This is a genomic window from Amycolatopsis halotolerans (assembly GCF_042647905.1).
Classification (GTDB): domain Bacteria; phylum Actinomycetota; class Actinomycetes; order Mycobacteriales; family Pseudonocardiaceae; genus Amycolatopsis; species Amycolatopsis halotolerans.
The window spans coordinates 71,535-86,498 of record NZ_JBHRWI010000028.1 but is presented as its reverse complement, the minus strand read 5'-3'; the positions used below and the strand labels follow the sequence as shown (position 1 = coordinate 86,498).

Annotated in this window: 14 protein-coding genes; 9 read left to right on the top strand and 5 right to left on the bottom strand. The window is 70.7% G+C overall.

Features of this window, described 5'->3' with window-relative positions:
- Positions 1-4 precede the first annotated feature (4 nt).
- Both ACFORO_RS24275 and ACFORO_RS24270 read left to right on the top strand, forming a co-directional pair.
- Positions 5-943 (top strand): beta-ketoacyl-ACP synthase III, encoded by a 939-nt coding sequence (locus tag ACFORO_RS24275; protein ID WP_377875328.1) that lies wholly within the window; start codon positions 5-7, stop codon positions 941-943.
- A complete protein-coding gene (locus ACFORO_RS24270; protein ID WP_377875326.1) occupies positions 940-1,587 on the top strand; it encodes an alpha/beta fold hydrolase in 648 nt (215 codons plus the stop codon). Before ACFORO_RS24275 ends, ACFORO_RS24270 begins: the two co-directional genes overlap by 4 nt.
- Here the strand turns inward: ACFORO_RS24270 and ACFORO_RS24265 are convergent.
- Positions 1,524-2,804 carry a flavin-containing monooxygenase gene (locus tag ACFORO_RS24265; protein ID WP_377875324.1) on the bottom strand — a complete coding sequence of 427 codons (1,281 nt, stop codon included), beginning with the start codon at positions 2,802-2,804 and terminating at the stop codon, positions 1,524-1,526. The two genes, ACFORO_RS24270 and ACFORO_RS24265, sit on opposite strands and share 64 nt — an antisense overlap.
- Before the next feature lie 226 nt (positions 2,805-3,030).
- Here ACFORO_RS24265 and ACFORO_RS24260 point away from each other — a divergent pair, with 226 nt between their 5' ends.
- The 6 genes from ACFORO_RS24260 (at position 3,031) to ACFORO_RS24235 (ending at position 9,699) form a co-directional block, all read left to right on the top strand.
- Complete coding sequence (locus ACFORO_RS24260) at positions 3,031-3,453, top strand: RidA family protein (RefSeq protein WP_354734803.1); 423 nt, start codon at positions 3,031-3,033, stop codon at positions 3,451-3,453.
- Positions 3,450-4,127, top strand: a complete 678-nt coding sequence (locus ACFORO_RS24255) for a DUF1028 domain-containing protein (protein WP_377875321.1) — start codon at positions 3,450-3,452, stop codon at positions 4,125-4,127. Before ACFORO_RS24260 ends, ACFORO_RS24255 begins: the two co-directional genes overlap by 4 nt.
- Positions 4,127-5,251 carry a M20 family metallopeptidase gene (locus tag ACFORO_RS24250; RefSeq protein WP_377875319.1) on the top strand — a complete coding sequence of 375 codons (1,125 nt, stop codon included), beginning with the start codon at positions 4,127-4,129 and terminating at the stop codon, positions 5,249-5,251. The genes ACFORO_RS24255 and ACFORO_RS24250 overlap by 1 nt, the downstream gene beginning before the upstream one ends.
- 24 nt (positions 5,252-5,275) lie before the next feature.
- Positions 5,276-6,682 (top strand): aspartate ammonia-lyase, encoded by a 1,407-nt coding sequence (locus ACFORO_RS24245; RefSeq protein ID WP_377875317.1) that lies wholly within the window; start codon positions 5,276-5,278, stop codon positions 6,680-6,682.
- 154 nt (positions 6,683-6,836) lie between these two features.
- Positions 6,837-8,180, top strand: coding sequence for an MFS transporter (locus ACFORO_RS24240; protein WP_354734807.1), 1,344 nt, complete (start codon positions 6,837-6,839; stop codon positions 8,178-8,180).
- A 37-nt stretch (positions 8,181-8,217) separates the two neighbouring features.
- Positions 8,218-9,699, top strand: coding sequence for an APC family permease (locus ACFORO_RS24235; RefSeq protein ID WP_377875315.1), 1,482 nt, complete (start codon positions 8,218-8,220; stop codon positions 9,697-9,699).
- Here the strand turns inward: ACFORO_RS24235 and ACFORO_RS24230 are convergent.
- Both ACFORO_RS24230 and ACFORO_RS24225 read right to left on the bottom strand, forming a co-directional pair.
- Positions 9,696-10,550 carry an SAM-dependent methyltransferase gene (locus tag ACFORO_RS24230; RefSeq protein WP_354734809.1) on the bottom strand — a complete coding sequence of 285 codons (855 nt, stop codon included), beginning with the start codon at positions 10,548-10,550 and terminating at the stop codon, positions 9,696-9,698. The genes ACFORO_RS24235 and ACFORO_RS24230 overlap by 4 nt on opposite strands.
- A gap of 58 nt (positions 10,551-10,608) precedes the next feature.
- Positions 10,609-11,283, bottom strand: a complete 675-nt coding sequence (locus tag ACFORO_RS24225; RefSeq protein WP_377875312.1) for a hypothetical protein — start codon at positions 11,281-11,283, stop codon at positions 10,609-10,611.
- Between the two features lie 534 nt (positions 11,284-11,817).
- Here ACFORO_RS24225 and pip point away from each other — a divergent pair.
- On the top strand, positions 11,818-12,762 hold the full coding sequence (gene pip, locus ACFORO_RS24220; protein ID WP_377875310.1) for a prolyl aminopeptidase: 945 nt from the start codon (positions 11,818-11,820) through the stop codon (positions 12,760-12,762).
- A gap of 4 nt (positions 12,763-12,766) precedes the next feature.
- Here the strand turns inward: pip and ACFORO_RS24215 are convergent, their stop codons facing one another.
- Together ACFORO_RS24215 and ACFORO_RS24210 are read right to left on the bottom strand one after the other, a co-directional pair.
- Complete coding sequence (locus tag ACFORO_RS24215) at positions 12,767-13,288, bottom strand: dihydrofolate reductase family protein (protein ID WP_377896632.1); 522 nt, start codon at positions 13,286-13,288, stop codon at positions 12,767-12,769.
- A gap of 59 nt (positions 13,289-13,347) precedes the next feature.
- Positions 13,348-14,964, bottom strand: a complete 1,617-nt coding sequence (locus ACFORO_RS24210; protein ID WP_377875306.1) for a dipeptide ABC transporter ATP-binding protein — start codon at positions 14,962-14,964, stop codon at positions 13,348-13,350.

Below are 14,964 nucleotides of genomic sequence, written 5' to 3'. Positions count from 1 at the left end.
ACAGATGCCCGGCTCCCGCGTCACCGCGCTCGGCCACCACCGGCCCGCCCGCGTTCTGACCAACACCGACCTGGAAGGCATGGTCGACACGACCGACGAGTGGATCCGCCGCCGCACCGGCATCGCCACCCGGCACATCGCGGACGGCTCGGTCGCCGATCTGGCCACCGAGGCCGCGGCGAAGGCACTCGCCGCGGCCGGTCTCGAACCGGGCGACATCGGCCTGGTCACCGTCGCCACCTGCAGCGCGATCGACCGCTGCCCGTCGATCGCCGCTCAGGTCGCGGGCCGCTTGGGCATCCCGGCCCCGGTCTGTTTCGACCTCAACAACGGCTGCGCCGGCTTCTGCACCGCGCTGGCCACCGCCGACCACGCCGTCCAGGCCGGAGCCGCCCGGCACGCGCTGGTCGTCGGCGCGGAGAAAATGTCCGACGTCACCGACTGGACCGACCGCGGCACCTGCGTCCTGCTCGGCGACGGCGCGGGCGCGGCCGTGCTCAGCGCGGCCGACGTCCCGGCGGTCGGGCCGGTCGTCTGGGGCTCCGACCCGGCACGCAGGAACCTGGTCCGGCTCGTGGACGAATGGCGGCCCGCGTTCGCCCAGGACGGCCAGGCGGTGTTCCGCTGGGCCACGCAGGAACTGCCCGCCGTCGCGGCGGAGGCCTGCCGCCGCGCGGGCATCGCCACCACCGACCTGGCCGGAGTCGTCACCCACCAGGCCAACCTGCGCATCGTCGAGGCGCTGACCGGCCGGCTCGACCTGCGCGAGGACGTGGTGATCGGCCGGGACGTGGTCGACTCGGGGAACACGTCGGCGGCGTCCGTCCCGCTCGCACTGTCCACAATGGTCTCGCGCGGCGAGCTGCCGCCGGGCGGACCGGTGCTGCTCTTCGCCTTCGGCGGCGGTCTCTCGTGGGCGGGCCAGGTCGTGGCCTGTCCGTGAAAGACCTGGTCTGCCTGCACGCCGCCGCGAGCGGCCCGGCAACGTGGGATCCGCTGCGGCCCGGGCTGGCCGAACTCGGGTTCCGCCTGCACACCCCGGCATTGCCTGGCCATCGCGGCGGCGAACGGCTCCAGTCCTATCCCCTGACGTCGTTCCGGGACGAGGTCCTGCGCTCGCTCGACGGGCTCGCGCGGTTCACGCTCGCCGGGCATTCGCTCGGCGCGTTCGTCGCGTCCACGGTGGCCGCGGAACAACCGGACCGAATCGAGCGGCTGGTGCTCGAAGAGATGCCGGTGCCCCCGCGCGACGCCGGCGACCTGCCGCCGTCGCGACGCCGGACCGCCCTGCGCGCGCTCGCCTTCCTCCGCCGCAAGCAGTTCGACCCGGCGATGACGAGGGACGTGCTCGCCGGCCTTCGCGCTCCTCAGCCCGAGTGGTGGACCGGCCTCGCGTCGATCACCGCCCCGACGCTGATCCTGGCGGGCGGGCCGCGGAGTCACCTCGACCAATCCCGGTACGCGTTGCTCGAACAGGCACTACCGGAGGCGAAAACGGTGACGATCGGCGTCGGGCACCGGATTCATTCCAGGGCACCGGATCGCTGGCTGTCCGCGGTCGCGGAGTGGCTCTGGTACCCGCGCTGAATCGCCACGTGGTCGGCCACGAACTTCGCGTCGTGCCACACCCCCCAGATGAAACTCGACCCCCGCCGCGCCAGCCACGGCAGGCCGATGAAGTACACCCCAGGCTCCACCGACACCCCGCGGCGGTGCTTCGGCCGTCCGTTCTCGTCGAAGGCGTCGACCCGCAGCCAGCTGTAGTCGACCGCGAAGCCGGTCGCCCACACGATCGACGTCACCCCAGCCGCTGCCAGATCCAGTTCCAGCACCGGATCGGTGACGCACTCCGGGTCCGGGCCCAGCTCACGGGCGGACGGTTCCTCCGGCAGGTCGAGTCCGTTGCGCGCCGCATAAGCGTCGGCTTCGTCAAGCAGGGCAAGGTAATTCTCGTCGCCCGCCGCGATGTTCTTCGCCAGGTCCGTCGCGAAGCTGAGCTTGCCGTCGGCATACGCGCCGGTCATGCCGACCAGCGTGATGCCGAGCCCGGCCAGCGCGCGGAAGTCCACGGTGTGCCCGCCGCGCGCGCCGCTGACCGCGATGGTCACGTGTTCCGCCCCGGCGGGCGGCGTTTCGGCGTCCCACTTGCCCAGAACGCCCAGCCACCAGCAGAAATCGCGGTCGCGGTAGCTGCGCGGCGGGCGGTCGTGCGGGCCGACGGACAGGTACACCTCGCGTCCGGCGCGGCGGAGTTCCTCGGCGATCTGCACGCCCGACGAGCCCGCGCCGACCACCAAGACCGCGCCTTCGGGGAGCTGCCCGGGATTGCGGTAGCCGCTGGAGTGCAGCTGCGCGGGACCGGCGTCGGCGGGCACGATCGGCGGGATCACCGGGCGCTGGAACGGGCCGGTCGCGGCGATGACGAACCGGGCGTCGACGGTTCCGTCCGAGGTTTCGACGCGGAATCCGGGCCTGCCCTCGTGCCGCCGCACGGACGTCACCTCGACTCCGGTGCGGACCGGCGCGGCGATCTTCTCCGCGTACGCCGCGAAATAGTCCGCGACCTGGTCCTTCGACGCGAACTCGCCCGGGGCCACGTCCGGGAATTCCAGGCCGGGGAACCGGTCGTGCCACGCGGGGCCGTTCGCGACGAGCGAGTCCCACCGCTGCGAGCGCCAGCGTTCGGCGATCCGGTTCCGTTCGAGGACCACGTGCGGCACCCCGCACTCGCTCAGGTGCTCGCTCATCGCCAGGCCGGCCTGTCCCCCGCCCACGACGAGGGCCTCCACCTGTTCGCTCGACATCCCAGACCTCCGCTCCGGCTTCAGCGCGGTTCAGCGCCGTCTCCCCGGATCCTCACGGCCCGCACTGCTCGTGTCCAACAGATGTTTCCGGCACTCAAGATCTGATTTCCCGATGCAGAGTGCATCAGCAGAACAGATGCATTGGTCCGGAAAGATCTACTGGACAGAACCTCGGCCGCGCGGTCAGGCTGAGGCGTCCGACGACCGCCGCAGGGAAGGCCACGCAGTGACTGTCCACCGTCGCATCCGCCCGTTCAACACGCGGGACACCTACCCGGAGCAGAACCTCGACAACGACCTCTGCCAGGCCGTCGTCGCCAACGGCACGGTCTACGTCCGCGGCCAGATCGGGCAGGACCTCGACACGAGCGAATCGGTCGGGATCGGCGACGTCGCCGCGCAGGCCGAGCAGGCGATGGCGAACATCGGGATGCTGCTCGAAGAAGCGGGCAGCCGGATGGAACACCTGGTCAAGCTCACGATCTACCTGGTCGACCCGCGCTACCGCGAGGCCGTTTACCGCACCGTCGGGCGCTGGACCAAGGGCGTGCACCCGATCTCGACCGGCGTGGTCGTGTCCGCGCTCGCCCGGCCGGAATGGCTGTGCGAGATCGACGCCATCGCGGTGATCCCGGAGGAGGAGAAGTGACCTTTTCGATCGTCGCCCGCGACACGTCCGGCGGCACCGTCCGATTCGGCATCGCGGCCAGTTCGTCCAGCCCCGCAGTCGTCGCCCGTGTCGCGCACCTGCGCCCGGGTCTCGGCGCGGCGGCCTCGCAGAACATCACCGACCCGCGGCTCGGCGGGCGGCTGCTGGACCGGCTCGCCGAACACGGGGATCCGGAGAAGGCACTGGCCGAGGTCACGTCGTCGGCGGACCACATCGAGTACCGGCAGCTGACCGTGCTCGGCCAGACCGGGCCCGGTTTTGCTTACAGCGGCTCGAAAACCCTGGGCACGCACGCGTCGGCGACGGCGGATGGCGTGGTCGTGGCGGGCAACATGCTGGCTGGCGAGCACATCCCCCAGTCCATGGCGGACGCTTTCGCTGACGCGACCGGCGAGCTGGAACAGCGCCTCGTCGCGGCGATGCGGGCCGGGCTCGCGGCGGGCGGCGAGGAGGGTCCGGTGCGGTCCGCCGGGCTCGTCGTGGTGTCCGCCGCGGAGTGGCCGGTCACGGATCTGCGCGTGGACTGGGCGGACGAGCCGATCGAGGCACTCGCCGAACTCGTCGACGTCTGGCTCCCCCAGCGCGACGACTACGTCACCCGCGGCCTGAACCCCGCCGCCGCGCCGTCGTACGGCGTGCCGGGAGACGAGTGATGGCCGCCCCCAAAGCGGCGGCCCGCGCCGCGGTCGAACGGCATGCCGACGAGCTGATCCAGCTGTCCGAGCGGCTGCACGCCGATCCGGAGACCGCGTGGGAAGAGCATCGCGCGGCGGCCGCGGTACCGGAGCTGCTCGACCGGAACGGATTCGCCGTCACTTCGAAGTACCTCGGCTTGGACACCGCGTTCCACGCCAGCTTCGGCTCCGGGCCCCAGCGGATCGCGCTGTGTGCCGAGTACGACGCGCTGCCCGGCCTCGGCCACGCCTGCGGGCACAATCTCATCGCGGCCAGCTCCATCGGTGCCGCACTGGGACTCGCGACGGTCGCCGACGACCTCGGGATCACCGTCGAGGTCTACGGGACCCCGGCGGAAGAGGGCGGCGGCGGGAAGATCGAGCTGCTGGAACGCGGCGCTTTCGCTGGCGTAGACCTGGCGATGATGGTGCATCCGGCACCGGTGGACGTCGCCGAAGCGCGGCCGTTCGCCGTCAGCCACTCGAAGATCTCCTACACCGGGAAGTCCGCGCACGCCGCCGCTTACCCCGAGGCCGGCATCAACGCGGCCGACGCGTTCACCGTCGCCCAGGTCGCGATCGGCCTTCTGCGGCAGCAACTTCCGGCCTCGGCGCGGGTACACGGCATCGTCACGCATGCCGGGGACGCGCCCAACGCGATCCCCGAGCACGCGTCCGGCCGGTGGTATGTGCGGGCCGAAACGCTGGCGGAACTGTCCGCATTGGAGCCACGCGTGATGCGGGCTTTCGAGGCCGGGGCGCTGGCCACCGGCTGCGAGCTGAGCGTGGAGCCGGAAAGCAAGCCGTACGCCGAATTCCGGGCCGACGAAAACGCTTTGGCCGCCTATCGCGCCAACGCCCTCGAACTCGGCCGCGAGTTCGCTCCGGACGGCACGGCCTCGCGGATGAACCGCGCGTCGACCGACATGGGCAACGTCTCGCAGGTCGTGCCCGCCATTCATCCCTACATCGGCATCGGGTCGCTGCCCGCGATCAACCACCAGCGCGAGTTCGCCGCGCACTGCGTCGGCGGCACGGCGGAACGGGCCCTGCTCGACGGAGCGATCGCGCTGGCGTGGACCGGCGTGGACTGTACTTTCTGACCCCCTGAACCGGGAAGGACACCGATGTCCAGCACCCGTTCCGAGCACGACATGCTCGGCGAGATCAGCGTGCCCGACGACGTCTACTACGGCGCGCACACCGCCCGCGCGCTGGTCAACTTCCCCATCACGCGCGAAACCCTCGCCGACCGGCCGCATCTCGTCACCGCGCTGGCCACCGTCAAGGAAGCCGCCGCGCGCGCCAACGCGGAGGTCAGCGCGCTCTCCCCGGAACGGGCCGCGGCGATCGTTCAGGCGTGCGCGGAGATCCGGGACGGCCGCCTGCACGACCAGTTCGTCGTCGACCTCATCCAGGGCGGGGCCGGGACCTCGACGAACATGAACGCCAACGAGGTCGTCGCCAACCGCGCCCTCGAACTGCTCGGGCACGCCCGCGGCGACTACGCGCGCCTGCACCCGCTCGACCACGTCAACCTCGGCCAGAGCACCAACGACGTCTACCCCACCGCGGTGAAACTCGCGCTCGACCGGCATCTCGCCGAACTGCTCGCCGCGCTCTCCGGACTGCGGGAAGCGTTCGCGGACAAGGCGATCGAGTTCGCCGACGTCCTCAAGATGGGCCGCACTCAGCTACAGGACGCCGTCCCGATGACACTCGGCCAAGAATTCGGCGCGTTCGCCGCGACGCTCGGCGAGGACGAACAACGGCTCGCCGAAGCCCGGCTGCTACTGCACGAGCTGAACCTCGGCGGCACCGCGATCGGCACCGGCCTCAACGCGCGTCCTGGGTACCGAGAACGGGCTGTTGCGCACCTGCGCGAGCTGACCGGGATCACGACGCTCGTCTCCGCACCCGACCTGATCGAGGCGACGCAGGACGTCGGCGTGTTCGTTCAGCTGTCCGGCGTGCTCAAACGCGTGGCGGTCAAATTGTCCAAGATCTGCAACGATCTCCGGTTGCTCTCGTCCGGACCGCAAGCCGGGTTCGGCGAGATCACGCTTCCCGCACGGCAAGCCGGGTCGTCGATCATGCCGGGCAAGGTCAACCCCGTGATCCCGGAGGCGGTCAACCAGATCGCCTTCGAGGTCATCGGCAACGACGTCACGATCACGCTCGCCGCCGAAGGCGGGCAGCTGCAGCTCAACGCCTTCGAACCGATCATCGCGCGGGCGCTGACCGCCGGGCTCGACCACCTCACGGCCGGTGCCCGAGTGCTCGCCGAGCAGTGTGTACGCGGCATCACCGCGCGCAGAGAACACTTGGCCGACCTCGTCGCTACCTCGACCGGGCTGGTCACCGCGTTGAGCCCCGCGCTCGGCTACGAAACCGCGTGCACGCTCGCGCTGGAAGCGCACCAGACCGGCCGTCCGGCACTGGAACTGGTGCGGGAACGGCAGCTGCTCACCGACGCCCAGGTCGTCGCGCTGACCACCCCGCAAGCCCTCACCGGCGGGCCGTCCCGCACGTGAACGCTGTGTTTCGCCGCCGTCAGACCCTCGTGTCGGCGCAGCTCAGCGCTTCTGCATAAGCCGAACAGATGCATTGCTTTGCTTATTACTTCTTGTTAGATGCCGTGGGCCGCTCTTAGCGTCCTCCCGGAGAACCGGTCCAAGGAGGCCACTCATGACCGCACCCGACGCCTCTCCGGCGCCAGACCTCGCCGAACAGAGCGCCGATCCCGCCACGCTGCGCCGCAGCGTCGCGGCCGGTGCCGTCGGCGTCTTCGTGCACTGGTTCGACTGGGCCGCCTACGCCTACCTCGCCGGCACCATCGCGTCGGTGTTCTTCCCGGCGGGGAACTCGACCGCCGGGCTGCTCGCGGTGTTCGGCGTGTTCGCGGTGTCGTTCGGGATCCGGCCGGTCGGCGCGCTGATCTTCGGGCCGCTGGGCGACAAGATCGGCCGCAAGCGCACGCTGTCGGTGGTCATCTTCGTGATGTCCGGCGCGACCCTGGTGATCGGCCTGCTGCCGGGCTACTCGACGATCGGCATCGCGGCCCCGATCCTGCTGGTGCTGCTGCGCCTGCTGCAGGGCCTCGCGGCGGGCGGCGAGTTCGGCAGCGCGGCGAGCTTCCTGGCCGAGTACGCGCCGCGCCGGCGTCGCGGGTTCGGCGTCAGCTGGCTGGAAGTCGGTTCGCTGCTGGGATTCCTCGCCGGTTCGTTCGTGTTCCTGCTGCTGTCGGTCGGCCTGACGGACGCGCAGCTGGCGTCGTGGGGCTGGCGCGTCCCGTTCCTGATCGCCGCGCCGCTCGGCATCATCGGGTTCGTCATCCGCAGCAAGATCGAGGACACCCCCGAGTACCGGGCGCTCGAAGCGACCGACAACGTGCCCCGCAGCCCGGTCCGGGAACTGTTCCGCCACAACAAGAAGCAGCTGCTCCAAGCCGCTGGCTTGATGACCATGATGCACGTGCCGTTCTACGCCGTGCTCACCTACCTGGTCACCTACGAAACCGACTACCTCGGCCACTCGTCCGGCAGCGCGGCGGCACTGTCCACGGTGATCTCGCTCGTGGGGCTGTTCCTCGTACCGTTCTTCGGCCGCCTTTCCGACCGAGTCGGCCGACGGCCCATCCTGATCGGCGCGGGCATCGCGCTGTTCGTCCTCGCCACTCCCGCGTACCTGCTGATGCGCACCGGGCTCGTCGGCACCTGGATCGGCGGGCTCGCGCTCGGCGCCATCCTGGCGGCGATCCTCGGCACCTACGCGGTGTGGTCCGCGGAGATCTTCCCGACGCGCACCCGGCAAAGCGGACTCTCGATCGCGTACAACATCACCGCCGCGCTGTTCGCCGGCACCGTGCCGTACCTGATGACGGTCCTGATTTCCGCTACCGGCAGCACTCTCGTGCCCGGGCCGTACCTGATGGTCGCGGCGGCGGTCGGTCTCATCGCCGCGTTTTCGATGCGCGAGACCGTCGGAACTCCGTTGCTGCACAAGGAAGACCTGGAGAACACCGAAGCCTGACTCCTCCCCCCTCCCGATTCACCAAAGGCGGTGAAGCGTGTCCGAACCCACCTTCGTCAACAGCGAATCCGGAAACCTGCGGCGGAATCTGCGCCGGATCGACTCGATCTTCCTCGCGATCGCGGCCATCATCTCGGTGGACACCATCGGCCAGATCGCGACCTCGGGGGCGGAGGCGGTCACCTGGACCGCCGTGCTCCTGGTGCTGTTCCTGTTCCCGTACGGGCTGGTCATGGCCGAACTGGGGAGCGCGTTCCCGGCCGAAGGCGGGCCGTTCGTCTGGCTGCGGCTCGCCTTCGGGAAGCTGCCCGCCGCGCTCGGCACGCTGCTGTACTGGATCACCAACCCGGTGTGGCTGGGCGGATCGATCACCTTCCTCGCCGCGGCGACCTGGCAGCAGTATCTGGTTCCCGCTTCGCCGGGCGGGTTCGCGGACTACGCGTTCAAGCTGGTTTTCATCTGGCTGGCGATCCTCGGCGCGGTGGTGAGCCTGCGGTACGGGAAGTGGTTCATCGCCGCCGGGGCGCTGCTGAAGGTCGGTCTCGTGGTGCTCTTCGCGGTCACCGCGGCGATCTATGCGGCCCGCCATGGCGTCCACGGCTCGCTGGCCTTCTCGCCGACCATCGGCGGATTCCTCGCCGTAGTCCCGGTTTTGATGTTCGCCCTAGTGGGTTTTGAGGCGCCCAATGGCGCCGCCGAGGAGATGCACAACCCACGGCGCGATGTCCCGGTCACCGTCGGCGTTTCGGGCTTGGTGTCGGCCTTGTGTTACCTGGTGCCGGTGTTCGGCATCGTGCTGGTGATGCCCGCGGACAAGATCAACGGGCTCGGCGGTTTCCTCGACGCGGTGCGGCAGGTGTTCTCTGTGTACGGCGGCGCTTCGGGCGCGATGCTGACGCTCGCCGCTGTCGTGTTCGTCTTCGTCCTGCTGAACCAGGGCTGCTCGTGGATGATCGCTTCGGACCGCATTCAGGCGATGGCCGCCGTCGACGGTGCGTTTCCGCGGTGGTTCGGGGCTTTTCATCCGAAGCTGAACACGCCGTTGCGGGTCAACCTGCTCTCCGGCGTGGTCGCGACTGTGTTCACTGTGGTGGCGACGATCGTGCAGAGCAGTTCGGCTTCGGCGGTGTTCGCGGTGGTGCTCAACATCGCGGTGAGCACGTTGCTCTTGTCGTACTTGCTGATCTTCCCGACAATCCTGGTGCTGCGGCGGAAATACCCGTCGGTCGAGCGTCCGTTCCGGGTGCCGGGCGGACGGGTCGGCCTGTGGGTGAGTTCGGTGCTGATCTACGCGTGGATCCTGCTCGGCGCTTGGCAGACGGTGGTGCCCGGGGTGCTCGACCGGGCACTCGGGGTGCCGTACGACTTCGAGGCGACGTGGGGTGTGTCGCGGCTGACCTTCGAGCTGTTCACGGCCGGAACCTTGGCGGTGCTGATCGGTTTCGGGTTCGTCGGGTATCTCATCGCCCGTCGGCAACCCGCGCCGGCCGCGGAAATCCCCCAGCCGACCACGGCTTAGACCTTCCGGCCCACCACGCCCGCGACACATCGGGCCGCGTCGCTCAGCGGCTTCAGGCGGGGCCCGTCCTGCCACCACTCGTCCGCGACCGACAGACCAGGCCCGTCCGTCCGGCTCGGCGGGAGAAGCTCCAGACCGGGCAGCATCGCCTCGATCTCCGCCCGCGTCCGGAACCGCCCCGCGCCCAGCGGGCCGGACACGAGGATCTCCTCGATCCGCTTCGCCACCGCCGTCAGCTCCGGCACCTCGGGGTCGTAGAAATGCGCCATCGCGACATACGAACCGGGCGCGAGGGCGTCGATGTACTCGCGCATCACGTCGACCGCGCCGTCGCCCTCGTAGTGGTGCATCGTGCCGATGTGCAGGAGCGCGATCGGCTCCGAGAAGTCGAGATATTCGCGCACCGTTTCGTGCTGCAGCACCGCCTGCGGCTCGAAGATGTCGGCCTCGACCATGTGCGTGAAGTCGTTGTCCTCCAGCAGCGCGCGGCCGTGCGCGAGCACCACCGGGTCGTTGTCGACGTACACCACGTGCGCGTCGCGGTGGTAGCGCTGCACGATCTGGTGGGTGTTCTCGGCCGTCGGCAGGCCGGAACCGCAGTCGAGGAACTGGCGGATGTCGGTCTGGCTCGCCAGCATCCGCAGCACGCGGTTGTGGAAGCCGCGGTTGCCGCGCGCGATGTGCACCGCCTCGGGCACCGCCGTGCTGATTTTCTCCATCACCGCGCGGTCCACCTCGTAGTGGTGGCTCCCGCCGAGGAACCCGTCGTAGATCCGCGCGATGCTCGGGCGGTTCGGGTCCACCCCCACCGGCACCTGGCTGGGCGACAACGGGGACGACGGGCCGGTCATGGACACCTCGCGGAGCAGTCGGTCGGCAGTGACCTACTCAGAGTAGTACTGCCGCCGCTCAGCCGTGCCAGCGACGCGGCTGGTCGCCGTTGTCGCCGTTGTCGCCGCCCCAGTGCTCCATGTACGAGCTGACCGCCGAGCGGAACGCGTCTCCCATCGGGTCGCGCGGCTGGTCTCCGCCGTCCTGCCGCGGGTTCTGCGTCGGCTGGACGCGCGGCGGCGGCGCGGTCGTCGCGGGACGGCTGCTGGCCCGGACGATCGTGTCGCGCACCTGGCCGCTGGCCGGGGCCGGGGACGCACTCAGCGTGCTCACCGCGGGCGGCGCCGACGACGAAGTATGAACCGGAGCGGGTGGCGGCTGCACCGGCTGCGGGCCGGTCCCGCCGGACGCCGACGGCCACAACGCCCACGAGCCCAGCCCCGCGCACAGCACTACTGCCGCCCCGGCGAAGACGCCGTAGCGCACGGGCCGTCGCTCGGCCGGAGGCGCGGTCTGCGCGGGCGGATCCGCCGCGGGCAGCGGGCCGCGTTTGGCGAGCTGTTCGGCCGGCGAACCGGTCGAAACGTCGAGGACCCCGCCGAACGCCGAGGTCGTTTCCGCGGCGCTCTCGGCCCGGCGGCGCACCAGCGGCGGGGGTTCGCTGCCGTCGATCCGGGGCATCGGCGCCGTCTCGGACAGCCGCACGAGATTCGCGACCGACTCGAGGTCGCTGCCGGACTCCGGGTTCCCCATCCAGACCTCCACCCCGCCGGGGCCGCGCGTCCGCGGCACTTCCGGCGCCGCAGATCCTAGGGACCCCCGGTCCGCGCTGTAAACCCGATGCCGGGAACTCAAGGTTGTGATGTGGACGCACTGCTGCCGTGTCTCCCCAACTCGGCTGGCTCGATCCGGGTGAGGGCGGGTCGCGGTGGGCCGCGGCCCCGGTCACGGACGCCGGGCAGTGGTCCCATGCCAGGGACTCAAGGCGGCGCTGCCGATGCGGTTGCACGCTCCGCGTGCAAGATGCCCAGGTCGAAGGATCTGGGCGGGCCCAGGCGTCCGTGAGGGGAACCCTGAGGGACTCTGATTCCCTCAGGGTTCCCCTCACGGACTTCAGCAAACGGTCAGATGGTCCCACATCGGGCATTCCGGTGCCGTTGTCGTCCTTTGTGGACGGTCAGCAGGCCGAGGTCACGCGGCTCAAGCTCCCGGCATTGGCGCTGGAGACCCGCCTCGAGCGTGATCCAGTACGCTCGACGGGTTTCCGCCACGGAGAGGAGGCCCGCGATGCGGCCGTTTTCGGTCGAAACCGACGCCAGCGGCATGCTCGACGTCGGCGACGGCCAGCAGATCTACTGGGACGCCAGCGGCGCGGGCAAACCGGTCCTGTCCGTGCACGGCGGCCCCGGCGGAGGCGGCGGCAACTTCGGCCGGACCGGCTTCGACCCGGCGCAGTTCCGCGTCATCGTGTTCGACCAGCGCGGCTGCGGACGGAGCACCCCGAACGTCGCGGACCCGGCGGTGAGCCTGGAGCACCAGACCACCGACCGCCTGATCGCCGACATGGAGAAGCTGCGCGTCCACCTCGGCGTCGAAAAATGGCTGCTCTACGGCGGTTCCTGGGGCGCGACCCTCGCGCTGGCCTACGCGCAGCGGCATCCGGAACGCGTCAGCGGCATCCTGCTGGTCGCCGCGTTCACCTCCTCGCCGGACGAGGTCGACTGGCTCTACCGCGGCATCCGGCGGCTGCTGCCCGCGCAGTGGGAAGCGTTCCGCGCTGGCGCGCCCGACCCGGACGGCGACCTCCTCGCCGGGTATTCGCAGCTCCTGGCCAGCCCGGACCGCGCCGTGCAGCTGCGCGCCGCGCGGGATTGGTGCGCTTGGGAAGACGCGGTGATCTCGCACGAGTGGGTCGGCGGCCGCACCGGCCAGTTCAGCGAGGGCACCGACGACGAGCTGATCACGCTCGCCCGTCTCTGCGCGCACTACTACGGCCACCACGGCTGGCTCGAGGACGACCAGTTGCTGCGCGACATCCACCTGCTGCATGGCATTCCGGCGGTGCTGATCCACGGGCGGGCCGATCTCAGCGCCCCGCTGCGGAAGGCGTGGCAGCTGGCGCAGGCTTGGCCGGACGCCGAACTGGTCGTGATCGAAGACGCCGGACACACTGGCAGCCCGTCGATGGGAACGGCGGTTCTGGAAGCGATCGCCCGGTTCGGGGAACGCTGACGGTTCACCGCAGCACGCGGTACCGGAGGCTCGTCCCTTCCTGCGCCAGCAACTCCAACCGCACCGGCGAACCCGCCCGCTCGAACAACCGCACCCCATCGCCGAGCAGTACCGGCATCACCATCACCGCGACCTCGTCCAGCAGACCGGCCTCCACGCAAGCCCGCCCGACCGAAGCGCCCAGCACGTTCACCGTCTTCTCCCCCGCCGCCGCCTGAGCTGCCGCGACGCCTTCAGCCAACGACGAGCAGAACGTCACCCCGGGCACCGCTGGCGCGACACCCCGCGTCAGCACCACCTGCGGCCCGTCCCACAAGCCGCCGAAAGCCTTGCCCTCGGCCTCGGTGCCGCGATAGGGGTCGTCGCCGGAGAAGGTCCGGCGGCCGACCAGCAGCGCGCCGACCTCGGCGGCCAGTTCGTCCGCCGAGGCGTCCCCGGTGTAGGGCGCGAGCCACCCCATGTCCCCGCCCGGCCCGGCGATGTACCCGTCCAGCGACATCGCGGCGGAGTACAGCAGCTTTCCCATGTCGTGCCTTCCGTGTCGGTTTCCCGGTACCGACTCCGGGCGACCCGAAAACTCATCGGTCAGCCGGACAGCGCGCGCCAGGCCTCGCGGCGTTCCCGCTGCCGTTCCGGGTCCGCGACCGGCGCCGCCGCGACCAGCCGCCGCGTGTAGTCCTCCCGCGGCGAGCCCAGCACCGACGCCACCGGGCCCTCCTCGACCACCTTGCCGTGATGCAGCACGACGACCCGGTCCGCGACCCGCTCCACCACCGCCAGGTCGTGGCTGATGAACAGGCACGCGAACGCCAGCTCCCGTTGCAGGTCCGCCAGCAGGTCGAGCACCGAGGCCTGCACCGAGACGTCCAACGCGCTCGTCGGCTCGTCCGCGATCAGGAGCCGCGGCCGCAGCGCCAATGCCCGCGCGATCCCGACCCGCTGCCGTTGCCCGCCGGACAGCTCATGCGGGTACCGGCCGCTCCAGCTCGGATCCAGGCGCACGGCGGAGAGAAGTTCCGCGACGCGCTCCCGGTGTTCGCCGCGTTCGCCGTGCACCACCAACGGCTCGGCGATGCTCGCGCCGATCGTCGCGCGCGGGTTGAGCGCGGAGGCCGGGTTCTGGAACACGATCCCGATCTGCCGCCGGATCTCCCGCCGCTGCCGGGCCGACGCCCGCGCGATATCCACGCCGGCGACCTGCACGGTGCCCGCCGACGGCGAGACTAAGCCGGTGAGCACGGACGAGATCGTGCTCTTGCCCGAACCGGACTCGCCGACGAGGCCGAGCACCTCGTCCGTCCCGATGGTCAGGGACACACCGTCGACCGCGCGCACTGGCGGAGCGCCGCCGCCGACCCGGTAGGTCACCGCCAGATCCGTCACCGAAACCAGCGGAGCCGACGTCGGCCGCACCGCACCCGCGGGAGCGGAGCCCAGCGACAGCACCGAATCCAGCAGTTCCCGGGTGTAGTCGGCTCGCGGCGAGGCGAACAGCCCGGCCGCGGTGTTCTGCTCGACGACCCGGCCCTCCCGCAGCACCACGGCCCGGTCCGCGACGTCCGCGACGACGCCCATGTCGTGGGTCACCAGCAGGATCGCCGTGCCGAGCCGGTCCCGCAGCGACCGCAGCAGCTGCAGGATCCCGGCTTGCACGGTGACGTCCAGCGCGGTGGTCGGCTCGTCCGCGATCAGCAGCTTCGGGTCGTGGATCAGCGCGATCGCGATGACGACCCGCTGCAGCTGCCCGCCGGACAGCTCGTGCGGGTAGGCCCGCAGCACGCGCCGCGCGTCCAGCTCCACGAGCTCCAGCAGCTCCCGGGCCCGTTCCCGCGCCACCGCCCGGGACACCTTGCGATGCGCCCGGACCGCGTCCACGAGCTGCGTGCCGATCCGGAACACCGGGTTCAGCGCGCTCATCGGCTCCTGGAACACCATGCCGATCTCGCCGCCGCGCACCGCGCGCAGCGCCGGACCGTCCACTGTGTACAGGTCGCGGCCGTCGAGCACCGCGGAGCCGGTCACCGTCGCGGTGTCCGGCAGCAGGCCGAGCAGCGACAGCGCGGTGACCGACTTGCCGGAACCGGATTCCCCGACGAGGGCGACGACCTCGCCGGGGTTCACCTCGAAGCCCACCTCGCGCACCGCGGCGGTGTCGCCGAACCGGATCGAGACGTCGCGCAGGGACAGCAGCTGCTCGGACAC

Coding starts and splice junctions, on each gene's coding strand:
- ACFORO_RS24275 (WP_377875328.1), top strand. CDS start 5: ATGCCCGGCTCCCGCGTCACCGCGCTCGGCCACCACCGGCCCGCCCGC.
- ACFORO_RS24265 (WP_377875324.1), bottom strand. CDS start 2,804: ATGTCGAGCGAACAGGTGGAGGCCCTCGTCGTGGGCGGGGGACAGGCC.
- ACFORO_RS24250 (WP_377875319.1), top strand. CDS start 4,127: ATGGCCGCCCCCAAAGCGGCGGCCCGCGCCGCGGTCGAACGGCATGCC.
- ACFORO_RS24245 (WP_377875317.1), top strand. CDS start 5,276: ATGTCCAGCACCCGTTCCGAGCACGACATGCTCGGCGAGATCAGCGTG.
- ACFORO_RS24240 (WP_354734807.1), top strand. CDS start 6,837: ATGACCGCACCCGACGCCTCTCCGGCGCCAGACCTCGCCGAACAGAGC.
- ACFORO_RS24230 (WP_354734809.1), bottom strand. CDS start 10,550: ATGACCGGCCCGTCGTCCCCGTTGTCGCCCAGCCAGGTGCCGGTGGGG.
- ACFORO_RS24225 (WP_377875312.1), bottom strand. CDS start 11,283: ATGGGGAACCCGGAGTCCGGCAGCGACCTCGAGTCGGTCGCGAATCTC.
- pip (WP_377875310.1), top strand. CDS start 11,818: ATGCGGCCGTTTTCGGTCGAAACCGACGCCAGCGGCATGCTCGACGTC.
- ACFORO_RS24215 (WP_377896632.1), bottom strand. CDS start 13,288: ATGGGAAAGCTGCTGTACTCCGCCGCGATGTCGCTGGACGGGTACATC.